The following is a 20,436-nucleotide window of genomic DNA, read 5'->3' on the forward strand; positions in this document are numbered from 1 at the left end:
CTTAGCGGACGAGCAGCGCCGTCCAGTACATGCCGACGGCAAAGACCGTGTGGGCGACGAGATTGAGGACGCGGACCTTTGTGGGGTTCGGTGTTTTCGACGCTGCCCAGCCGATGCCGAGTCCTGGCTGCAACAGGAACCACCCTGCCCCGACCGTGACAATGCCGATGATCCATGCCGGCAGGAAGGTCGGTGCCGCAAGCCAGCCGGTGCCGGCGATCACCAGCGGCAGGAAACCGTAGATGATGCCGACGGCATAATGGCCGATCCATCCGAGCGCCAGCTCATGTTCATACGGCTCGGCCTTGCCGATATCCTCATGGAACACCTTGCCGTTGCGCAGATGCCAGAACCAGCGGCCGACCGGCGCCCAATTCGGCTTGCTCTGCCCCGGCAGGAAGGACAGCAGGATGGCCCAGAGGTCCATCAGCACCGTGCCGCCAATACCAATCGCCACGCAGCGCCAGAAGATATCGAACATGGCACGGGTTCCTGTCTGCTCGGACAGCATGATCGCCGGACATGCGAACACGCAAAAAACGGAAGCCCGCAGGAATGCAGGCGCCAGACGTTGTAGTGCATGTTCGGTTTTTCGGTCAAGGAAGGCGGTGACGCGATACAGGGAGTTTCGGCGCAAGGTTCGAAGGCAAAGGCTTCATGGGAAAAATGCGATTTTCGGGAATTTCGCGCCCTGACCGGCACGTGGTTGTCACCCATGTCTTAGGTACAACATGGTACCTATGTCTCCGGGCTGGACAGATTTTAGCTGGTCGGAGTGAGAGGATTCGAACCTCCGACCCCGTCGTCCCGAACGACGTGCGCTACCAGGCTGCGCTACACTCCGTGACCAGCGGGGCCTCTATAGAACAGCATTTTCCTTTCCACAAGCCGCAAAAGGCAAAAATATGAGACCCCGGCGGAAAAGTTTTCGAGCGGCCGGAATTTGCTGCCGCGCGGCGTATGCCCATATCGCAGATGGGGATGAAGCATTTGATTTTGTTGGACAACGCTTGACGGGGTCAACATCCCTTGGTTCAGTGCGGCCCGGGGACAAATGAGCAAGGCCAGGACGCGATTGTGCCGCGCGGCCGGGCGACACGAGGGGATGACCATGACATACCGTTTGACGATGCTGGCGGCAGCGCTTTCGATGCTTGCCGGCTGCACCACCACCGAGGAGGCCAACACCGCCATCCAGTCGCGCTGGATCGGCCAGCCGGCCGACGCCTTCTTTACCCGCTACGGACCGCCGGTCAACGACTTCCCGACCCGCGACGGCGGCACGATCTACACCTGGCGCGGCGGCGAGAAGACCAACTATATCCCGGCGCAATATGCGACATCAGACAATGACGACGATGATTTCGCCCGCACGAAGACGCGCACCGTCACCCGCACCTCCGACGATGGCGACGAGCAGGTGACGACGACGACCCGCACCTCGATTGGCTTTTCCGACAATACCCCGCGCATGATCTCGCCGGCGCGTACGGAAGACCTGTTCTGCGAGGTACAGATCAGCGCCGGCGAGGACGACCGGATCACCAGCATCCGCGCCAGCAACGACACAACCGGCGAAGGGCTGAGCCTGTCACGCTGCGCCGAGGTCCTCGAGGTGACCAAGTAGTCGGAAATCCCTGCCCGTGGGGCCTTTCGGCAACGCTTGTGAATTTAAGCGCGCAACCCTTCATATAAGTGCTTGACCCGATTTTCTTTCAAACGGTTTAGCGCTAGAGGCTGGGTTGAAAAGCCTTGGCCACAAGCGATTACGCCGCCTTGGCAGACCGATGTTTCAGAACGAACGCCAAAGGGACTTGGACAGATGAATTTCCGCTTGATGACCGTGGCCGGCCTTGCGCTGGCACTTGCCGGCTGCACGACCGTGGGACCCGCCCGCAACGCCGTTGAATCCCGCTGGAATGGCCAGCCGGCCGGCACCTTCTTCGCCCAGTTCGGCCCGCCGCAGTCCGATGTCTCGAGCGGCGACAACACGGTCTATGCCTGGAAGGGCGGCTACAAGAAGCGCACGATCCCGGCGCAGTACGCCGAAGGCGAAAACGGCAAGAAGGGCAAGAAGATCGCCTCTGCCCGCACCGAATTCCTCTCCTGCTCCGTCCAGCTGACCGTCTCCTCCGACTACGTCATCCGCTCCATCCACGTGCTCGGCGACGTCAAGAAGTCGTCCGGCCCGAGCTGGTGCGACGAGTTTTTGGGTGGCGAAAAGGCCGAGAAGGCGAAGTAAGTCGTTTGACGATTTGATTGGATTGATGGACCTGTCGGTGCAGATCGGCAGGTTTTTTTGGCAAAACGCATCAGAGGGCCAAAAATGCTTCCCGACAGCAGACGTCAGGTGATGCTGTCGCGATCATTCAGGGCGAGGATCATGCGAAAAACGTTGAACGACGACTTTGTTCGCCTCGATCACATCGGCATCTGCACGTAAGGTCGGCTTTCCTCCTGAAGCCATTTGATCAGCGATTTGATGACGGGAAGGTTCTTCCGCTCATTCTTCACGACCAGGTAGTGGCCGTCCGTGCTCGGCATGGTGTGAGGCAGGAAGCGCACGAGCTGTCCGGCGGCAATCTTGTCACTGACATGCGACTGCCAACCCATCAGAATGCCATGACCGGCGATCGCGGCGACCAGCGCGTCCGTGTAATAGGTATAATGATGCGCGATGTTCAGCCGCTCGCCATGGACATCGTGATACGCCATGAACTGCGACCAGTCCGGCCATTCACCGTGGTTGTCGCAATCAATGATCTTGTGGCGCCAGAGATCCTCCAACCGGATTTCGCCTCCGTACCTCGCCAGATAATCGGGGCTGCAGACCGGGAACAGCCGGTCATGAAACAGGTAATACACCTCGCCATCGGTCCATCCGCCCTGGCCATATCGCAGCGCGACATCGACGGAGCCCATCTGCAACTCCGCGCCACGATGCTGGCTCACCGTATGGAATCTGACATCGGGATGGTTTTCCCCAAACTGCATGATCCGCGGCACGAGCCAGAGGCTGGAGAACGAAACATAGGATGTGATCTTGAGCTCGACGGTTGTCCGGTTAACGCGCAGGCGCTCGACCGAGCCCGCGATCTCCTCAAGGCTGCGTGTCAACGTTTGTGCAAGTTCTCTGCCACGCTCGGTGAGTTCGACAGAGCGGTGGAGCCGATCGAAAAGCGGTGCGCCGATCATGTTCTCGAAGTCGCGGATCTGCCGCGTGACGGCCGGCTGACTGACGCCCAACTCGTTGGCGGCGCCGGTGAAACTCTTCAACCTGGCAGCCGCTTCGAAAGCGATGAGAGCGGCGAACGGGGGCAGCCGCGTGCGGAACTTTGTCATGGAAAACTCCTCGTCGTGTATGTTTCCGATAATCCACGGTTATGTCAAGGTGAGGCGAATTCGCGTTGACGCTTTGCATTACGGGCGCTGTAATAAGGTCACAAGCACGGCAAAAAACTGCTGGCAAAGGGGATGTGATGTCTGAGTTAATGCAGCCGGCGTCGGGCGATCGCCCCGCGCAAGAAATTTTCCACGTCGTGGCGAGCGCAGCTCTGCCTTGGGGCGATGGCGGCGGTGAGGGGTTTCTTGCGAAGGAACTGCTCAACGCCGAGGACGGGCGCCAGGCCTACATCATCAAGGTCGAGCCGGGCGCCTACGCCGGAAGCCATTCGCATGATCGCATGGAACATCTCCTCGTGCTGGAGGGAGATTTCTACGACCAGAACCAGACGTATGGAAAAGGCGACTTCGTCGTCCGCGAGCCGAAGGCGAACCACATTGCCGGGAGCCGCAACGGCGCACTCATCTTCCTCATGTTCACGTAGCCTGCGCCGCAGGGTCACATGCTCAATTCGCTCCTCCGCCAGGAGGCATGTAAGCCAAGCCTTGTCGCACCTGCGCGGGCAATAGCTAAGGACAAGCCATGAAGGCGTCCCCCGTCGTCCAACTGCAAGGCATCTGCAAGAGCTACGGCAATCATGCCGTGCTGAAAAACGTCGACCTGGCGGTCCAGGCCGGCGAAGTTCTGGCGATCATCGGCCCCAGTGGGTCCGGCAAATCCACGCTGCTGCGTTGCATCAATTATCTGGAAAAGCCGGACTCGGGCGTCGTCGCGGTGAACGGGCTTTCCATGCACGGCGGCACCGATCCCAAGCGGCACGAGCTGTTCCAGCTGCGCCGGAGCTTGGGCATGGTCTTCCAGTCCTTCAACCTCTTCCCGCACATGAGCGTGCTGCAGAATGTCAGCCTGCCGCAGCAGCGGGTGCTCCGCCGGTCACGCGCCGAGGCTGACAAGGTCTCGATGCAGCTTCTGGATCGAGTCGGGCTGGCTGACAAGGCGCAGCAATATCCGGGCCGGTGCTCGGGAGGCCAGCAGCAGCGCATCGCCATCGCCCGGGCGCTCGCGCTGGATCCGAAAGTCATGCTTTTTGACGAGCCGACATCGGCGCTCGATCCGGAACTCGGCCTCGAAGTGCTCGCAGTCATGCGCCAGCTTGCCGAAAGCGGCATGACGATGATTGTCGTGACGCACGAGATGGGCTTTGCCGAGAACGTGTCGGACCACGCGATGATCATGGCCGACGGCCGGGTCATCGAATATGGACCGAGCCGCGACGTCATCCGGTCACCGAAATCGGAGCGCGCCATCCGCTTCCTGCGCGCGGTCAACGAACGATGACCTTCGATACCGCGCTCTATATTCTGGCCGGACTGCCGACCACGATTGCATTGACGGGCCTGGCCCTGCTCTTCGGGGCGATTGTCGGCTTTCCGCTGATGCTGGCCGCGCAATCGACCGTCGCGCCGGTTCGTCTCCTGACGGTCGGTATCATCAGCTTCGTGCGGTCGGTCCCGCCGATCCTTTGGCTCTTCCTGATCTTCTTCGGCTTGGGTTCCGGACTGATCACGCTGACTGCATTCTCTGCCGCGGTCGTGGCATTCGGCCTGATCGCCGCCGTCAACATGGCCGAGATCTACCGTGGCGGAATGGTCGCGATCCATCCTGGGCAATACGAGGCCGCGACCGCGCTCAATTTCAGCACATACCGCCTCTACCGCGATGTCCTGATCCCGCAGATGCTGCGCGTTTCGATCCCTTCCGCCGCGACATATGCGATCGGCCTGTTGAAGGACTCCGCGATCGCCTCGACGATCGGCGTCGCCGAGCTTGCCTTTCGCGGCAACCAGATCTCGCTTCAAACCTATCGCGGCCTCGAAGTCTACGCGGTCGTAGGCCTCCTCTATATCCTTCTGAGCCTGCCGATCGCCGCCCTGTCGCGTGAGGCCGAGCGCCATCTACGTGCAAAGGTATCTCGCTAATGGACGCATTGCTCATGGGCGTAACCTGGGAAGATGTCCGCAGTTGGCTTCCCTCGTTTTGGAACGGCTTCCTGATCAGCGTACAGATCACGCTGGTTTCGCTCGCGATCGGGGTCCCGCTGGGCTTCCTGTTCGCCCTGGGCGTCCAGGTCAAGAGCCGGGCGGTTCGCTATCTGTGTCTGGCGCTGGTCGAGGTCGGCCGCGGCGCGCCTGCGCTGGTGCTGCTGCAGTTCGTCTATTTCGGCTTGCCCAGTGCCGGCCTGTCGGTCGGCGCCTTCGTCGCAGCCTGCATTGCCATCAGCTTCAACACCGGCGCCTATACGAGCGAGATCATCCGCTCGGGCCTGGAAGCCGTGCCGGCAGGCCAGAAAGAGGCGGCGATGGCGCTCGGCATGACCCGCTGGGACGGCTTGCGCTTCGTTATCATCCCGCAGGGTGTTCGCGTCGCGATCCCGGCCCTGCTCGGCTTTGCCATCCTGGTCTTCCAGGGCACGTCGCTTTGCTTCGCGATCGCCGTGCCCGAACTCATCAGCCGCGCCTACGATATCGGCTCGATGCAGTTCTTTTACTTTCCCGCGCTCGGCGTGGCCGGGATCTTCTACCTGGCCGTCTGTATTCCCGCCTCTTTCATCGTTTCATGGGCGGAACGCAGGGCAGGCGCATATTCGCAACGATAACTCCTGGAGGAACACCACATGGACATGACCAGACTGCTCGCTTCCGTCGTCGCCACGACTGCCATCATGACCGTCTCGGCCTATGCGCAAGACTGTAAGCCCAAGCACGAGATCACCACGGCCGAGGCGGGCTTCATCACAGTCGGCGCCGTGACTTTTGCGCCGTTCTCATACATCGACAACTCGGGCAACGTGCAGGGCGTGGACGCCGATATCCTGGCGGAGATCGCCAAGATGGAATGTCTCGAACTCAAGACGCTGCCGACCGATGCCGCAGCCGGCATCCAGACGATCGTCTCGGGTCGCGCCGATGTCAGCACCGGTGCTTGGTACCGCACCAAGGAACGCACGCGCGTCGTGAACCTTTCGGCACCGCTCTACCTCGACCAGATGGCGCTCTTTTCGAAGGACGGAATCACCGAGATGAGCACGCTGGAAGGCAAGACTGTCGGCTCCGTGCAAGGCAACCTCTGGGTCGCGGATCTGCAGAAGGTGTTCGGCGAGAACCTCAAGCTCTATCCGACCTCGGTCGCCATGCACCAGGATCTCGTTGCGGGTCGCCTCGCGGCTGCCTTCGATGGTTACTCGACCGGCATGAGCGCAATCAAGCAGGGTACGCTGAACGGCATCGAGGTGAAGGTCATGGAGGCCGACGAGCGCATCGGCGCCTCGCGCGAGGCCGGCCAGGGCACCTTTCCGATGAGCAAGAAGAATGAGGCCTTCACGGCCGCGATCGACGCCGACATCGCCGAATTGCACAAAAACGGCAAGATCGCCGAGATTCTGGTGAAGCACGGCCTCGAAGCCTCCGCCGCCGACACCGGCGCGCCGCGCCTCATCGAATAAAGCCCGCTTTCGACGGATCAAGCTCGCAAAATGCGCCAGCAGGCGGGAGACCATCCCGCCTGCGACATTGAACTCGTTCATTTTCTGGAAAAGTCACGTGCCCGAACCCACGACAGCCATGCTCGGTATTCTTGCCTTCGGCGTCCTGATCGCCGTCGTCAGGATTGCCATGCTTGCGATGCGCTGGCGGGTGGGTGCTGGCGCCCGGGTGCCGGTTCTTGCCGGACTTGCCGCGATGCCGCGGCGATACCTGCATGACGTGCATGAAGTGGTGGCGCGCAAGCCGGAAAATGCGCGCATGCACGCCACGCTCGCCGGCGGCCTGCTATCGGCGCTGGTTCTTGTCGCTGCTCTCGTCTTCCACGGGGGGACGCGGGCCCTGTCCTGGATGATCCTGGCCGCCTGCGCCGTCACGCTCTGCGGCCTGGTTCTGCAGGGGCGTCGCCGGTTGCCTCGTCGGCCGGCACATCTCTCCGGCGGCAAATGGTCTCTGCTCACGCCGGCTTTCGCGCTGGTCATCGCATCCTTCGCAACCCTTTCCATCGCCACGCTCGCCGGGCCGTCCGCTGCCTCGACCATATCCAGCGGCGTCGCTTTCGCATGTGGCCTGGCCGGTCTCGGCTGGCTGGCCTGGACCGTGACCAACGGCCCGATGCGCCATGCCGTCGCCGGCGCCCTTCATCTTGCCTTCCATCCCCGCCCGGCTCGCTTCGGAGCGAAGAAGCCGGATGCCGCCCTGCGCCTCCTGGATCTCGATGCACGCGTTCTGGGTGCCGAGACTGCCGGAAGCTTTGCATGGAACCGGCTGATCGGCTTCGATGCCTGCGTTCAATGCGGTCGCTGCGAAAGCGCCTGTCCGGCCTTCGCCGCCGGCATGCCGCTCAATCCCAAGCGCTTCATCCAGGATATCGCCGCCAATCTTTCCGCACCCGGAACGCCTCTGAGCTATGCCGGAAGCCCGCATCCCCATATCGATCTGGCGCATCGTGCCGCCGGGCCGATCGCGCCGCTGGTTTCGGATCAAGCGGATACGATGCTTGGCATCTCGCCTGAAACGCTCTGGGCCTGCACAACCTGTCGCGCCTGCGTCCAGGAATGCCCGATGATGATCGAACATGTCGATGCGGTCATCGATATTCGCCGCTTCCAGACTCTTGAAGAGGCCGCCGCTCCTGGCAAGACCGCCGAGGTGCTCGACAATCTCGACAAGACCGACACGGCCTGCGGCCGGGCGCTGTCCGAACGTCTCGACTGGGCCGCCGACCTCGCCCTGCCGGTGGCAAAGCCGGACTGCGAGGTCGATGTCCTGCTCTGGCTCGGCGAAACGGCCTATGACCGTCGCAACCAGCGCACGCTGCGCGCGCTTGTCACGCTCCTGCGCCAGGCCGGTGTCGATTTCGCCGTTCTGGAAGAGGAGCGCGACTGCGGTGATCTCGCGCGGCGCCTGGGCGACGAGGCGGGCTTCGTCCGGCTTGCGTCGGAGAACACGCGCATTCTTTCCGGATTGAGGTTCGGGCGGATCGTCACGATTGATCCGCATGTCCTCCATTCGCTGCGCAACGAGTATGCTCAATTCGGTGCTTCGCTGCGCGTCGAACACCATACCGAAGTGCTGATGCGTCTGGTGGAGGAAGGAAGGCTCAAGCCCGATCGCCTGGAAGACCGGCGCTTGACCTATCACGACCCCTGTTATCTCGGCCGCTACAACGGCGAGACGACTGCGCCGCGCGCGCTGCTGTCCGCCATCTCGACGGATTTTGTAGAGATGGAGCGTTCAGGCACGCGTTCGCGCTGTTGCGGCGGCGGCGGTGGCGCACCGATCACCGATATTGCGGGCGACAGGCGCATTCCCGACATGCGCATGGAGGATGCGAGGGAAACCGACGCGCAACTCCTGATCACGGCCTGCCCATACTGCACGCAGATGCTGGAGGGCGTCGCGCAGCCTCGGCTCGAAATCATTGACATCGCCGAGCTTTTGTTGGCGACGGCCGGCGAGGCCCGCCCATGATACGTATTTGCAGGCAAAGGCGGGCTCCTTCGGCATCCGGCACCGTGCCACGCATTGATCCGCGCCGGCATGAGGCGGATCATCGCGATGACGCCGTCGAACGTTTTGGCGCCGACGGCCTTCCACGTCGCGATCCCCACAAGGAGAAGAACCAGAGGCTTCGCCGCGAGCTGCGCACCCACTCGGCGATCCGCATCGGCCAAAACGCGCGCCGGCCTGCGGCGGCGCAGCGGATCGTGCTGGCCGATGACGTTTCCTGGATCATCGTCGTCAGCCTCTCGGAAGAGCCGTGGCCGGATGCCGAACGCGAACTGCTGGGTGCGGCACACACGGTGGCCGATGAAATAGGTGGCGGTGTAGTCCTGGTCCGCGTTGGTTTTCTGGATCCCGCGACAGACCTCGGGCAGATCGGCGCCGATCGTACCGTCCTCTTGCCGCTGATGACCGATCCGAATGCGCTCGCAGCGCATGTCGCGGCCGTGATTGAGCGCTTCAAGGCTTGCCATGTGTTCTTTGGCGAAGGCGGAGCCGATGCCGATGTCGCACGGCGTACGGCCATCCTGCTTGGGGAGCGACCGGCCACGTCCCTGCATCTGCTTTCGAGCGAGCGAGCCACTTTCCAGGAGGCCGGAGGCCGGACCGAAGTGTCCCGACCGCTGCCGAAGGTCGCGACGCTCGCGTCGGGCCGATTCGATGCCTATGAGAGCGGGATTGCGCGGGAAGGCAGAAGGATCGAGATCGAACTCAATGCCCCCGCCCCCGGCGTTCGCGATCTCGGCGTCGTCATCACCTCGCAAGCCGATGCGCCGCTCAACGAGGCGCGCTTCATCGTCAGCGCCGGCGACGGCGTCACCGACTGGGAGGCGTTTCGCGGCGTCACGGAAGCGCTCGGTGGAACGATTGCCGGAAGCCGTCAGGTCGTCGACGCCGGACATTTGCCACGGCATCGCCAGGTCGGCGCCTCCGGTACTCTGGTGGAGGCGCGCTGCTATCTGGCCTTCGGCATTTCCGGTGCGCCTCAGCATCTTCAGGGCGTGCAGCGTTGCCGCCATGTCATCGCCGTCAACACCGATCTGCACGCAGCAATGGTCAAGCGCGCCGATCTCGCCATCATTGCCGATGCGCAGCAGGTCATGCCGGCCTTGACCCGGCTTGCCGGAGGGCATGTCGATGCGTGATCCGAAGGTCGTCGTCCTTCTTTCAGCGGGCATCCACCCCGTCTCGGGTAGGGCACGCATGGCGCCCGGCGATGCGCGCGCGCTGGAAATGGCCTTGCGCCTCAGCTCCCATCCCATCGCCCTCCATGTCGGCGATTCATCGAACACAAGCCTGCGAGACTATCTCGGCATGGGCCTGGACACGATCGAGGTCCTCGGGACCTGGACCGACGGCGACGACATCGTGCCCACGCTTGGCGAGCGCCTCTCCGAACTGAAGCCTGATCTGGTGTTGACCGGCACGGCTGCCGATGCCGGTGAGGCGAGCGGGATGGTGCCCTATCTCCTCGCGCACGGTCTGGGCTTCAGGCACGTTTCCAGCATAGCCGCGATCGATGCGATCGAGGCTGGCGAGGCGATCGTGGTCCAGGCCTATCGCGGCGCGACACGCCGGCGATTGGCGGTCCAGCTTCCCGCGATCTTTTCCGCGAGTGAACTGGCACCGGTACCGCGCGCGCCGGCCTTTGCCCGTTCGAGGCGGGGCACCTTGCAAGTGACGGCCGGAACTTTTGCGAAGGATCACGAGGCAGCGACCTGGACACGAGCGCCGGCGCGCCGGAGGCCGAAGAAGATCACGGCCGGGCAGGTTGGCGGCGACAGTGCGCCTCTGGTCGGCCTGACACCGGATGAGGCCGCGCACCGCATCCTCGACTTCCTCAGAGACAAGAACATCATTCAGGAAAGCGGACAATGACAGTTAGCGTTTACGACGTCGTCGTCATCGGAGGCGGCATCATCGGGGCTGGCGCCGGCCAGCATCTCGCAGCCGCCGGTTACAAGACCGCCCTGCTGGAGCGCGGCGACTACGGGGCAGCCACGAGCAGTCGCACCTCGCGCCTGCAGCACTGCGGCCTGACCTATTTTTCGGCGGCAAACCACTCGATGTGGAGCTTCATCGGCCGTCCGGGTTATGCGCTGGAATGCCTGGAACTCGCCAGACGTGCGATGCGCGAGCGCGGCGACTTCGTGAAGACGTCGCCTCAGCGCGTTCGAAAGCTCGAATTCGTGGTTCCTTTCAATGCCCGTAGCGCGATATCGGGCCCGCGCGCACGACTTGCCTTCGGCATCCTGTCTCTCTTCGACAAGGGCGTGCCTCTCGACCTCAAGGTCATGTCGGCCAGTCAAGCCCGGCAACATCCCGGCCTGCAGGGCATGGCCGATCTGGACGAAGTGCGTGGTGCACTTGCCTTCACCGAATATCAGTATGTCTGGCCCGAGCGCATCGTCATGGACACGGTGATGAAGGCCCGCGATATCGGGCTGGAAGCCTTTAACTATGCCGAGGTCGTGGCGGTCCGGCGCTCCGAAAGCCAGGGTTGGCAGGTCGACGCGCGCTTTGCCGACGGAACGAGCCGGACCTTCGAGGCGAAGGCAATCGTCAATGCCGCCGGCGCCTGGGTGGACGACATTACCGGTCTCTGCTCGAACGCGGCACCGCGCCTCAACTCCGGCGCCAAGGGAACGAATGCCGTGGTGCAACTCCCGGCTTCGATGCGTGGCATCGGCATGGAGACGATCACGCCAGAGGGCGCCCCCTTCTATCTCATTCCTTGGGGCGATTTGCATTATGCGGGTCCGTGGGACACGCCGTCGGATGCCGATCATGCGGGCTACAGGGCTGGAGAGCCCGAGGTCGAAGGCATCCTGAAGATCATGAACCAGGTCTATCCGGGCCTTCCGTTGCGCCGCGACGACGTCCTCTATACCTGGGCCGGCGTCCGTCCACGCACGGCCCGCGAGGGCGAGCCGATGGGATCGATGGAGGTCATGGAACATGACCTGACCGATCAGGGCATGACGAACTTCTTCGTCTTCACGGGTGGCCTGCTGATGACCCACCGCGACGCCGGACGCAGGCTGACTTCGGCTGTGGCGCGCCGGCTTCAGCCCTCGGGTCCGAAACAGCGGCTGGATTATTCCGCCCGGCTGGTCCCCGAGGGCAATCGGGCGACAGAAGCCAGCGTGCGATATGCCGTCGAAAAAGAACAGGCCCGTTCGCTCGAGGACATACTGCGCCGCCGGCTTTCCCTGGGCTGGGACGAAGACCTCGGCCTTGCCCATGTCGAGGCAGTCTCCGTCATCGCCGCACCATTGCTCGGCTGGTCCGAGGACGAGCGCCGGATCAATGTCGCGGCATACATCCAGGCAACGATTTCCGACTTCAACCCGCGCGACCCGAGCCGCTGGAGCAGACCCGAATGACCGACACCCAAGCTCTTCTCAAGCCCTTCAAGCTGAAGCACCTGACGTTGCGCAACCGCATCATGTCGACGTCACATGCGCCGGGCTATGCCGAAGACGGCATGCCCAAGGACAAATACCAGCTTTACCACGCCGAAAAGGCGAAGGGCGGCATCGCCCTCACCAGCTTCGGCGGCTCCTCCTCCGTGTCGAAGGACTCCCCTCTGCCCTTCAATCAGATCGATGTCAGCGACGATCGCGTCATTCCGTATTTCGAGCAATTCGCTGACCGCGTCCATGCGCATGGCGCCGCCATCATGTGTCAGATCACGCATCTGGGCCGCCGCGGCTCGTGGGACTCGCGTGACTGGCTGCCCCTGATCGGCCCGAGCACCAATCGCGAGGAAATGCACGGTTCCTATGCCAAGGAGATGGAGGATTTCGACTTCCGCCGCGTGCGCCGCCATTTCGCGGAAGCAGCGGGCCGCATCCAACGCGGTGGCATCGACGGCTGCGAACTGATCGCGACGGCGCATCACCTGCTCGACGCCTTCCTCTCGCCCGTCGTCAACAAGCGAACCGACAAATACGGCGGCTCGCGCGAAAACCGCATGCGGTTCGTGATCGAGGTCATGGAGGAAATCCGCACCGTCGTCGGCAAGGACTTCATCCTCGGCATGAAGTTCGTGGCCAATGAATTGCAGGAAGGCGGGATGGACGCCATCGAGTGTCTGCGCATCACCCAGGCACTCGCCGCCACCGGCCTGCTCGACTACATCAATGTCCACCAGGGACATGGCGACACGGTGCGCGGCCTGCAGAGCATGCTGCCGGACATGTCCTACGATTCCGGCGCGTTCCTCTACCTTGCCTCCGCCGTGAAGACGGAAGTGGACATCCCGGTCTTCCACTCCTCCGCGATCCGTGACCTCGCCACCGCCGCGCGTGCCGTGTCGGAGGGCCATGTCGACATGATTGCAATGACCCGCGCTCACATTGCCGATCCGCATCTCGTTCGCAAGATGATGGAAGGTCGCGACGACGACATCCGCCAGTGCGTCGGCGCCAACTACTGTATCGATCGCGTTTCCGACGGCCATCCGGCAAGCTGCATCCAGAACGTCTCGACGGGACGCGAGGGCCAGCTGCCGCACGAGGTGACGAGCTCACCCGCCCGCAAGAAGGTGGTGATCGTAGGCGGCGGACCGGGCGGCATGGAAGCCGCACGTGTCGCGGCGCTGCGCGGCCACCAAGTGGTCCTGTTCGAGAAGGAATCGCAGCTTGGCGGCCAGTTGCGGCTCGCCCGCGCGCTGGGATGGCGCGAGAACATGGGCGGCATCAGCCGATGGCTCGACATGCAGGTCCGCAAGCTGCGCGTCGACGTGCGAACATCGACCGCGGCCACCGCGCCAGCCGTGATGGCCGAAGAGCCGGACGTGGTGATCATCGCCACGGGTGGGCGCCCGATGGTGCCGGAGATTGCGGGCCGCGAGCACATCACGTCCAGCTGGGACATTCTGTCCGGCGCCGTGAAGCCCGGCGAGAATGTGCTCCTCTACGATGTGACCGGCGACACGCAAGGCCTCACCGTCGCGGACTTCATGTCCGAACGCGGCTCGCTGGTGGAGATTGCCGCACCCGATCAGATGATCGGTGCCCACATGGGCGGTACGGGGCGTATCAACTTCATGAAGCGTCTGCACGAGCGCGATGTGATCATGACCCCCGGTTACTACCTGCGCTCCGTCTATCTCGAAGGCAACGCGCTGATCGCCGTGCTGCGCGAAGCCTACAGCGATCGCGATCAGGAGCGTGAGGTCACGCAGGTTGTCTGCGAGGCAGGTGTGTTACCGATCGACGATCTCTACCACGAACTGCGGCCGGCCTCGACGAACCTTGGTGAACTCGATCACCAGGCTTTCATCGACCTGGCCCCGCAGACCCTGGCGAACAACGAGGCGGGGGGCTATCAGCTTTTCCGCATCGGCGATGCCGTCTACAGCCGCAACATCCATGCCGCCATGTTCGATGCCGCGCGGCTCCTGCGAGGTCTTTGAGGAGCGTATCATGATCCATCTCGACGCCGGACGAATCCGCGAATTGCTGGACTATCGCTATCTGGTCGAGGCGCTGAGGAGCGCCCATGCCGGACAGGGCATGCCGCTGCTCGACCGGCGCATCACCGATGCGGGCGGGAACATGTTCGTCAATCTCACGGCCTGGTCTCCGGGGCGGGCCATCGCGGTCAAGCTGGTCGGCGTTTTCCCCGAAAATGTCGGGCGTTCGCCGCCCGAACCGTCGATCCAGGGCATCGTCGTGCTTTTCGACGGCGAGACGGGCAAGGCGTTGATGACCTGCGACGGCGCCGAGATGACCTATCGCAAGACCGCTGCGGATTCCGCGCTGGGCGCAAGCTTGCTCGCCCGTCGGGACGCACGCACCCTCCTGGTGATCGGCGCCGGCGGTCTTGCCCCGCACATGGTGCGCGCCCACCGCGCCGCGCGGCCGGAGCTCGACAGGTTTCTGATCTGGAACCGAAGCTCGGAAAAGGCGACGGCAGTTGCGGACGAACTCGCGAACGAAGGCATCACGGTCGAGGTCCAGACCTCGCTCGAGGCCGCATTGGCCATGGCCGATATCGTCTCGTCCGTCACCATGGCGACCGCACCGCTGATCAAGGGTGCTCTCCTGAAACCGGGCGCGCATGTCGATTTGGTCGGCTCCTACCTTCCGGATATGCGCGAAGCTGATGACGACGTGATGAGCCGTGCCGCCCTGATCTGCATGGATATCCGTGAGGGTCATGATTCCACCGGCGACATCATCCAGCCGATGGCGAACGGTGTGATCCGCTTCGAGGATATCCGCGCCGATCTCTTCGAGCTGGCAACCGGTGCCCATCCAGGGCGCATGTCTGACAGCGACATCACGGTGTTCAAGAATATCGGCGGTGGTCATCTCGATCTCTTTACCGCCATGGCGCTGCACCAGCGTGTCGCGGAGATATAAATCTGCGGCTTGTCCGCACTCCGAAGAATTCAGGCATTCCCGGACCAAATCCGTGAATGCCGTCCAAAGCCGAATCGATCGGCAAGCCCCCTGGAGGAGATAGACGATGTCATCGAACAACCCGGCCCGGACCGTGTCCGAGCGCTTCTCGACCGAACCGAAAAGCTACCGCAACTACATAGGCGGCCGCTTCGTCGAGCCATCCGCCTCGCAGATCGACGTTCTCAATCCAGCCACGGGCGCCATCGTCGGTCGCGTGCCGGAGAGCACCGCGCAGGAGATTGACGCGGCCGTGCGGGCCGCCAGGGCCGCCCAGTCCGCGTGGGAACAATTGCCGGCGATCGAGCGCGCCGGCCATCTGCGTGCAATCAGCGCCAAATTGCGCCAGCACCGCACCGAACTCGCCGACGTCATCGTGCGCGAGCAGGGCAAGATCCGCGGCCTTGCCGAGGTCGAGGTCGATTTCACGGCAGATTACATCGACTACATGGCCGAGTGGGCACGTCGCCTCGAAGGCGAGGTGCTGACGAGCGACCGACCGAAGGAGACGATGCTCCTCCTGCGTAAGCCGATCGGTGTCGTCGCGGGCATACTGCCCTGGAACTTTCCGTTCTTCCTGATCGCGCGGAAGATGGCGCCGGCTCTTGTGACCGGCAACACGATCGTCATCAAGCCAAGCGAGGAGACGCCGATCAATGCCTTCATCTTCGCCGAACTCGTCGCCGAAACGGATCTGCCGGCCGGCGTCTTCAATCTTGTCGGCGGCAAGGGCGCCAACGCCGGTACGGCGCTGGTCAAACATCCGGAGGTCGATCTGGTAACCTTCACCGGAAGCGTCGCTACCGGTACCCGCATCATGCAGATGGCCGCAGAGAACCTGACGCGAGTGAATCTCGAACTCGGCGGCAAGGCACCCGCGATCGTTCTTGCCGACGCAGACCTCGACCTCGCGGCCAAGGCCATCCATGCCTCCCGCGTGATCAATACCGGTCAGGTCTGCAACTGCGCCGAGCGTCTCTACGTCGAAGAGTCGGTGCACGACGCCTTCGTTGCGAAGTTGAAGGTTCTTTTCGAACAGACGCGCTGGGGCGATCCATCCGAAACGGACGATCTCGACATGGGGCCGCTCATCAACCGCGCCGCCCTCGACAAGGTCGAGGCAGCCGTGCGCAAGGCAACCGAAGAAGGCGCCAACGTCGTGACGGGCGGCAATGTGACCGGTCAGGACAAGGGCCATCATTTCGAGCCGACACTGATCACCGGCGCGACGGCTGCGATGGAGATCATGCGTCGCGAGACCTTCGGCCCCGTTCTCCCGGTTCAGGCCGTGAAGAACCTCGACGAGGCGATCGCGCTTGCCAACGACACCGAATACGGCCTGACCTCGTCCATCTATACGAACAACATCAACTCGGCGCTACGTGCCTGCCGTGAGTTGAAATTCGGCGAGACCTACATCAATCGCGAGAATTTCGAGGCGATGCAGGGTTTCCATGCAGGCCGCAAGAAGTCGGGCATCGGCGGTGCGGACGGCAAGCACGGTCTCTACGAATTCACCGAGACTCACGTGATCTACATCCAGGGTCAGTAACGCTCATGACGACAGGCCGGAGCTTCGCGCTTCGGCCTGCTGCATAATTGAAATGTCACAGCGCCGCGCGTCATATTCGACGCGCGGCGCTGTAGGCGCATTTCGGGAAATTTGAGTGTCGGGCGGAACGGTCCGCAACATAGGCAGGGTTCAGGATTGCCGGGTCGGGTTATCGACAACGGATAGCTCAATACCCGGTATCAAAAACACCACCAGCCTCGAACGAGACGCCCAGCTCGTGCCGGAAAACTGTCCGACAGTGCGAAATTAAGTTAAATCATTGATATATAAATAAAATATGGCTGGGGCGCCTGGATTCGAACCAGGGGTGCCGGTACCAAAAACCAGTGCCTTACCGCTTGGCTACGCCCCACCATTTGGCTTCCAGCAAATCACCGGGCCAAATCGAGAGCCGGTTTAGCAAAGGTGGGCGGATGCGACAACGCTTAAATTCGGGTTTGCGGCTGTTTTTCGTTGGATATCGCGCATTGGGTGGGCTGAGGGAAAGGAATGATCGGGAGATGTCACGAAGTGACAGAGGGGGATGAAGCGGCATGGCCGGGCGACCATGGGACGCAGCGATTCCCCTTCCCATCCCCTGCCACGCGCTCTAGTCTCCCTTTCAGAATCCGGAGACCCACATGAGCATCTTTCGCGCCCGCCCGCCTGCCAAGCCGACCGTTCTTCTTGATGACGACGTGGTCAGGATCACCCGGTGGGATTTCGAGCCGGGGGCGGATACGGGGCATCATGTGCATGGGATGGGCTATGTCGTCGTGCCGATGACGGATTGCGAGTTCCTCCTGGAAGAGCCGGGTGGCGAGCGGCGGGTGGATATCGCCAAGGGACAGGCCTATCGGCGCGAGGCCGGCGTCGAGCACAATGTCGTCAATGCCGGCAAGGAATTCATGTCCTTCATCGAGATCGAGTACAAGTGAAGAGACGGCGCATGAGCAATGCGGACGTGGAATTCGATGTCGATTTCAAGCCGGCCCATGGCGAGGCGGTTGATGTCGCCGATGGTGTGCAGCGGCTGACGGTCAACAATCCCGGCCCGTTCACCTTTCACGGCACCAACAGCTACATCGTCGGCGAGCGCTCGGTGGCGGTGATCGATCCCGGCCCGGAGGACGAGGCGCATTTCCAGGCGCTGATGGCGGCGCTGAAGGGGCGCGAGGTCACCCATATCGCCGTCAGCCACACGCATCGCGACCATTCGCCGCTCGCCCGGCGGCTGAAGGCTGAGACCGGCGCGCTCATCGTCGCCGAAGGGCCGCATCGCGCGGCAAGGCTGCTGCATGCGGGCGAGATCAATCCCTTCGCCGAAAGCTCCGACATGGAGTTCACCCCCGATATCGCGCTTGCCGATGGTGACACGGTTTTCGGCGACGGTTGGTCGCTGACGTCGATCCTGACGCCCGGACATACCGCCAACCACGCGTCCTTCGCGCTTGGCAATGCGGGCGGCCACACCGGCACGGTGTTTTCCGCCGATCATGTCATGGCCTGGGCGACGACGATCGTGGCGCCGCCGGATGGCTCGATGACCGATTACATGGCGTCGCTGGAAAAGATGCTCGGTCGCGACGACCGGCTCTATCTGCCGGGCCATGGCGGCCCGGTGCGGGAACCGGCCGCCTTCCTGCGGGGGCTGCGCGCCCATCGGCGCATGCGCGAACGCGCCGTGCTGGAGCGGGTACGGGCCGGTGACATCCTGATCCCCGACATGGTCAAGGTGATCTATGCCACCACCGATCCGCGCCTCCACGGTGCGGCGGCGCTCTCGGTCTTTGCCCATCTCGAAGACCTGCTCGAACGCGGCCAGGTGGAGACGGATGGCGTGCCGTCGCTGACCGGCGCCTTTCGCCTGGCACCCGGCGGAGCGAGCTGATGCACGAGCTGCCGGCCTATAGCTACCGTAACGATACCACCGTTCCCGCCTTTGCCGACGATCACCCGATCATCGTCTTCGACGGCGAATGTATCTTCTGCTCCGGCTGGGTGAACTTCGTGCTGCGCCATGACCGGCAGGGCCGCTACCGCTTCATTCCCGCTCAATCGCCGCTCGGCGAAGCACTTTACCGGCATTATGGCCTGAACAGCCGCGACTACGAAACCAATATCCTGATCGAGGACGGCACCGCCTTCTTCAAGTCGGAGGGGTCGCTGCGCATCGCGGCGGGCCTCGGCTTTCCGTGGACGCTGACCGGCATCTTTCGGCTGATCCCAAGGGCGATGCGCGATCCGCTTTATGAACTGGTGGCGCGCAACCGCTACCGGATCGCCGGACGGCGCAAGGCCTGTTTCGTGCCGACACCGGAGCATCGCAGCCGGTTTCTCGCATGAGCGAGCCGCATCCGCGCGTGCTGATCCTCGGCGGTTACGGTAGCGCCATTCCGAGGGACTAAGGGCTTGCCGAATGGATCGCCGAGGATCAATCTCCGGCGATCCCCAACAATTCAGCGTCCAGCGCATGCAGGAACTGGTCGGCAAAGGCGGCGCCCAGGCCCAGATCGTGCGGGCCGTAGCGGGAGGCGACGCGCATGTCGACGAAGGTGGTTTCGGCCTCTTCCCGCAGCCGGATGAGCACATCGAAACGGAAGCCGACGATCAGCGTGCGCCACTCGCCTTGCACCAGGATATCGGAGGGACGCTGGCCGGGGCGCGCATCGTCCGGGAGCGTTTCGGGGCGCGATAGAGGGATCGGCACGTCATCGGGATCGCTGTCGGCCGGGGCCGCCTCCTCGGACTTCACCGGCATGTCTTCGAGATCGGCCTCGGCATTTTCAACGCCGTCCTGGGCAACGATGGTGATGCCGGTCTTCTGCGTGACGATCTTGACGCCCTGGAAGACGCGGTCGAGCGCGCCATCATAGCGGCGGCCGGTCAGGCCGGGATAGGCAACGATCTGTGCTTCGCGGTCCTCCGGCGTCACCTCCTGCGGCCGCTTCAGCCAACCCTGATCGACCTCCGGCACCTCGATCCATGGCGGCGGCGTCACCGTGTCGGTGCTGACATCGTAGATCGCCGGCTTGGAAAAATATTCGCTGAGCGCATAACCGGCCGCCCCGATCGGCACGATGGCATAGACGAGCGCAACGAACGAGGCGATGCCACCGATAGCCGCGATCTGCCAGAGACGCACGAAGCCGATGACGGCCAGCACCACGGCCAACAGTGCCAAGCCCGCCGACAATGCCGCAAGCGCCGTGAAATGCGGCGTGATCAGCGGCCCGAAGCGATGCGCGAAAAGAGCGGCAGCGAAGAGACCGAAGGCGAAGCGGGCGATCCTGCGGGCCCAGCGGGCGGCAAGGGACGTGGGGCGCTCATACTTGATCATCATCTGGCAGAATCAATCCCCTGGTCGGACGCCACAACCTCTCGCTCCTGTTTAGAGCATCTTGGCGAAGACTGTGAAGCTGTTTTCGAAGCACCAGCAGGCCGCCATTGGACGCGGCAAAGCCTGCAACCCCTGTCCGCCAAGGGCTGCGCCGCAAATTCGCCATTCTCGTTCAGCATGTCTTGATAACGGGGATCAGGCGTGTTTCCCGGTCCCTGCGGCTTCGGACCGGTTTGCACACA

General features: G+C 63.0%; 20 protein-coding genes and 2 tRNA genes. 17 read left to right on the forward strand and 5 right to left on the reverse strand.

Translation table 11 applies throughout. The features are described 5' to 3' along the window. Window position 1: 1 nt before the first annotated feature. Both ACST81_RS18280 and ACST81_RS18285 read right to left on the reverse strand, forming a co-directional pair. Window positions 2-481, reverse strand: a complete 480-nt coding sequence (locus tag ACST81_RS18280; RefSeq protein WP_438749653.1) for a DUF2938 domain-containing protein — start codon at window positions 479-481, stop codon at window positions 2-4. A gap of 286 nt (window positions 482-767) precedes the next feature. Next, window positions 768-844, reverse strand: a tRNA-Pro gene (locus ACST81_RS18285). A gap of 267 nt (window positions 845-1,111) precedes the next feature. On the opposite strand from ACST81_RS18285, the gene ACST81_RS18290 reads away from it, so the two are divergent. Next, window positions 1,112-1,627 carry a hypothetical protein gene (locus tag ACST81_RS18290; protein ID WP_438749655.1) on the forward strand — a complete coding sequence of 172 codons (516 nt, stop codon included), beginning with the start codon at window positions 1,112-1,114 and terminating at the stop codon, window positions 1,625-1,627. Window positions 1,628-1,822: 195 nt separating this feature from the next. Next, on the forward strand, window positions 1,823-2,242 hold the full coding sequence (locus tag ACST81_RS18295; protein WP_438749657.1) for a hypothetical protein: 420 nt from the start codon (window positions 1,823-1,825) through the stop codon (window positions 2,240-2,242). Window positions 2,243-2,421: 179 nt separating this feature from the next. On the opposite strand, the gene ACST81_RS18300 is transcribed toward ACST81_RS18295, so the two are convergent. Next, a complete protein-coding gene (locus tag ACST81_RS18300) occupies window positions 2,422-3,342 on the reverse strand; it encodes a LysR substrate-binding domain-containing protein (protein ID WP_438749658.1) in 921 nt (306 codons plus the stop codon). 137 nt (window positions 3,343-3,479) lie between these two features. On the opposite strand from ACST81_RS18300, the gene ACST81_RS18305 reads away from it, so the two are divergent. From ACST81_RS18305 to aldA, 12 genes are all read left to right on the forward strand, one after another. Next, window positions 3,480-3,827: a cupin domain-containing protein gene (locus tag ACST81_RS18305; protein WP_438749659.1), complete on the forward strand. Its 348-nt coding sequence runs from the start codon at window positions 3,480-3,482 to the stop codon at window positions 3,825-3,827. 98 nt (window positions 3,828-3,925) lie between these two features. After that, window positions 3,926-4,681 (forward strand): amino acid ABC transporter ATP-binding protein, encoded by a 756-nt coding sequence (locus ACST81_RS18310; RefSeq protein WP_438749660.1) that lies wholly within the window; start codon window positions 3,926-3,928, stop codon window positions 4,679-4,681. Continuing rightward, window positions 4,678-5,322, forward strand: a complete 645-nt coding sequence (locus ACST81_RS18315; protein WP_438749661.1) for an amino acid ABC transporter permease — start codon at window positions 4,678-4,680, stop codon at window positions 5,320-5,322. The genes ACST81_RS18310 and ACST81_RS18315 overlap by 4 nt, the downstream gene beginning before the upstream one ends. Further along, complete coding sequence (locus tag ACST81_RS18320; protein WP_438749662.1) at window positions 5,322-5,999, forward strand: amino acid ABC transporter permease; 678 nt, start codon at window positions 5,322-5,324, stop codon at window positions 5,997-5,999. Before ACST81_RS18315 ends, ACST81_RS18320 begins: the two co-directional genes overlap by 1 nt. 18 nt (window positions 6,000-6,017) lie before the next feature. After that, window positions 6,018-6,845, forward strand: a complete 828-nt coding sequence (locus ACST81_RS18325; RefSeq protein ID WP_438749664.1) for a substrate-binding periplasmic protein — start codon at window positions 6,018-6,020, stop codon at window positions 6,843-6,845. A gap of 97 nt (window positions 6,846-6,942) precedes the next feature. Beyond that, entirely contained in the window at window positions 6,943-8,856 is a 1,914-nt protein-coding gene (locus ACST81_RS18330) for a DUF3483 domain-containing protein (RefSeq protein WP_438749665.1), read from the forward strand. Window positions 8,857-8,900: 44 nt separating this feature from the next. Continuing rightward, a complete protein-coding gene (locus tag ACST81_RS18335; protein WP_438749666.1) occupies window positions 8,901-10,034 on the forward strand; it encodes an electron transfer flavoprotein subunit alpha/FixB family protein in 1,134 nt (377 codons plus the stop codon). Then, entirely contained in the window at window positions 10,027-10,767 is a 741-nt protein-coding gene (locus ACST81_RS18340; RefSeq protein ID WP_438749668.1) for a hypothetical protein, read from the forward strand. The genes ACST81_RS18335 and ACST81_RS18340 overlap by 8 nt, the downstream gene beginning before the upstream one ends. Beyond that, window positions 10,764-12,275, forward strand: coding sequence for an FAD-dependent oxidoreductase (locus ACST81_RS18345; RefSeq protein WP_438749670.1), 1,512 nt, complete (start codon window positions 10,764-10,766; stop codon window positions 12,273-12,275). The genes ACST81_RS18340 and ACST81_RS18345 overlap by 4 nt, the downstream gene beginning before the upstream one ends. Next, complete coding sequence (locus tag ACST81_RS18350; RefSeq protein WP_438749671.1) at window positions 12,272-14,311, forward strand: FAD-dependent oxidoreductase; 2,040 nt, start codon at window positions 12,272-12,274, stop codon at window positions 14,309-14,311. Before ACST81_RS18345 ends, ACST81_RS18350 begins: the two co-directional genes overlap by 4 nt. A gap of 10 nt (window positions 14,312-14,321) precedes the next feature. Beyond that, window positions 14,322-15,263 (forward strand): ornithine cyclodeaminase family protein, encoded by a 942-nt coding sequence (locus tag ACST81_RS18355; RefSeq protein WP_438749672.1) that lies wholly within the window; start codon window positions 14,322-14,324, stop codon window positions 15,261-15,263. Between the two features lie 106 nt (window positions 15,264-15,369). Then, on the forward strand, window positions 15,370-16,854 hold the full coding sequence (aldA, locus tag ACST81_RS18360) for an aldehyde dehydrogenase (protein ID WP_438749674.1): 1,485 nt from the start codon (window positions 15,370-15,372) through the stop codon (window positions 16,852-16,854). Between the two features lie 299 nt (window positions 16,855-17,153). On the opposite strand, the gene ACST81_RS18365 is transcribed toward aldA, so the two are convergent. Next, window positions 17,154-17,227, reverse strand: a tRNA-Gln gene (locus ACST81_RS18365). A 268-nt stretch (window positions 17,228-17,495) separates the two neighbouring features. Between ACST81_RS18365 and ACST81_RS18370 the strand changes: the two genes are divergently transcribed. From ACST81_RS18370 to ACST81_RS18380, 3 genes are read left to right on the forward strand one after another with little or no spacing between them, the layout of a single operon-like run. Then, complete coding sequence (locus ACST81_RS18370) at window positions 17,496-17,792, forward strand: cupin domain-containing protein (protein WP_438749675.1); 297 nt, start codon at window positions 17,496-17,498, stop codon at window positions 17,790-17,792. Between the two features lie 11 nt (window positions 17,793-17,803). Further along, window positions 17,804-18,745, forward strand: coding sequence for an MBL fold metallo-hydrolase (locus ACST81_RS18375; RefSeq protein WP_438749677.1), 942 nt, complete (start codon window positions 17,804-17,806; stop codon window positions 18,743-18,745). Beyond that, window positions 18,745-19,200, forward strand: coding sequence for a thiol-disulfide oxidoreductase DCC family protein (locus tag ACST81_RS18380; RefSeq protein WP_438749678.1), 456 nt, complete (start codon window positions 18,745-18,747; stop codon window positions 19,198-19,200). The genes ACST81_RS18375 and ACST81_RS18380 overlap by 1 nt, the downstream gene beginning before the upstream one ends. Window positions 19,201-19,288: 88 nt before the next feature. On the opposite strand, the gene ACST81_RS18385 is transcribed toward ACST81_RS18380, so the two are convergent. Continuing rightward, window positions 19,289-20,197, reverse strand: coding sequence for a DUF1499 domain-containing protein (locus tag ACST81_RS18385; protein ID WP_438749679.1), 909 nt, complete (start codon window positions 20,195-20,197; stop codon window positions 19,289-19,291). Window positions 20,198-20,436: the final 239 nt, after the last annotated feature.

The organism is Pararhizobium sp. O133, assembly GCF_051669845.1.
Taxonomy (GTDB): Bacteria; Pseudomonadota; Alphaproteobacteria; order Rhizobiales; family Rhizobiaceae; genus Pararhizobium.

Bases quoted from the DNA above. Each gene is read 5' to 3' on its own strand.
- ACST81_RS18280 (WP_438749653.1), bottom strand. From the start codon at position 481: ATGTTCGATATCTTCTGGCGCTGCGTGGCGATTGGTATTGGCGGCACG.
- ACST81_RS18355 (WP_438749672.1), top strand. From the start codon at position 14,322: ATGATCCATCTCGACGCCGGACGAATCCGCGAATTGCTGGACTATCGC.
- ACST81_RS18320 (WP_438749662.1), top strand. From the start codon at position 5,322: ATGGACGCATTGCTCATGGGCGTAACCTGGGAAGATGTCCGCAGTTGG.
- ACST81_RS18380 (WP_438749678.1), top strand. From the start codon at position 18,745: ATGCACGAGCTGCCGGCCTATAGCTACCGTAACGATACCACCGTTCCC.
- ACST81_RS18345 (WP_438749670.1), top strand. From the start codon at position 10,764: ATGACAGTTAGCGTTTACGACGTCGTCGTCATCGGAGGCGGCATCATC.
- ACST81_RS18340 (WP_438749668.1), top strand. From the start codon at position 10,027: ATGCGTGATCCGAAGGTCGTCGTCCTTCTTTCAGCGGGCATCCACCCC.
- ACST81_RS18315 (WP_438749661.1), top strand. From the start codon at position 4,678: ATGACCTTCGATACCGCGCTCTATATTCTGGCCGGACTGCCGACCACG.
- aldA (WP_438749674.1), top strand. From the start codon at position 15,370: ATGTCATCGAACAACCCGGCCCGGACCGTGTCCGAGCGCTTCTCGACC.
- ACST81_RS18375 (WP_438749677.1), top strand. From the start codon at position 17,804: ATGAGCAATGCGGACGTGGAATTCGATGTCGATTTCAAGCCGGCCCAT.
- ACST81_RS18350 (WP_438749671.1), top strand. From the start codon at position 12,272: ATGACCGACACCCAAGCTCTTCTCAAGCCCTTCAAGCTGAAGCACCTG.
- ACST81_RS18305 (WP_438749659.1), top strand. From the start codon at position 3,480: ATGTCTGAGTTAATGCAGCCGGCGTCGGGCGATCGCCCCGCGCAAGAA.
- ACST81_RS18290 (WP_438749655.1), top strand. From the start codon at position 1,112: ATGACATACCGTTTGACGATGCTGGCGGCAGCGCTTTCGATGCTTGCC.
- ACST81_RS18385 (WP_438749679.1), bottom strand. From the start codon at position 20,197: ATGATGATCAAGTATGAGCGCCCCACGTCCCTTGCCGCCCGCTGGGCC.
- ACST81_RS18310 (WP_438749660.1), top strand. From the start codon at position 3,926: ATGAAGGCGTCCCCCGTCGTCCAACTGCAAGGCATCTGCAAGAGCTAC.
- ACST81_RS18325 (WP_438749664.1), top strand. From the start codon at position 6,018: ATGGACATGACCAGACTGCTCGCTTCCGTCGTCGCCACGACTGCCATC.
- ACST81_RS18370 (WP_438749675.1), top strand. From the start codon at position 17,496: ATGAGCATCTTTCGCGCCCGCCCGCCTGCCAAGCCGACCGTTCTTCTT.
- ACST81_RS18300 (WP_438749658.1), bottom strand. From the start codon at position 3,342: ATGACAAAGTTCCGCACGCGGCTGCCCCCGTTCGCCGCTCTCATCGCT.
- ACST81_RS18295 (WP_438749657.1), top strand. From the start codon at position 1,823: ATGAATTTCCGCTTGATGACCGTGGCCGGCCTTGCGCTGGCACTTGCC.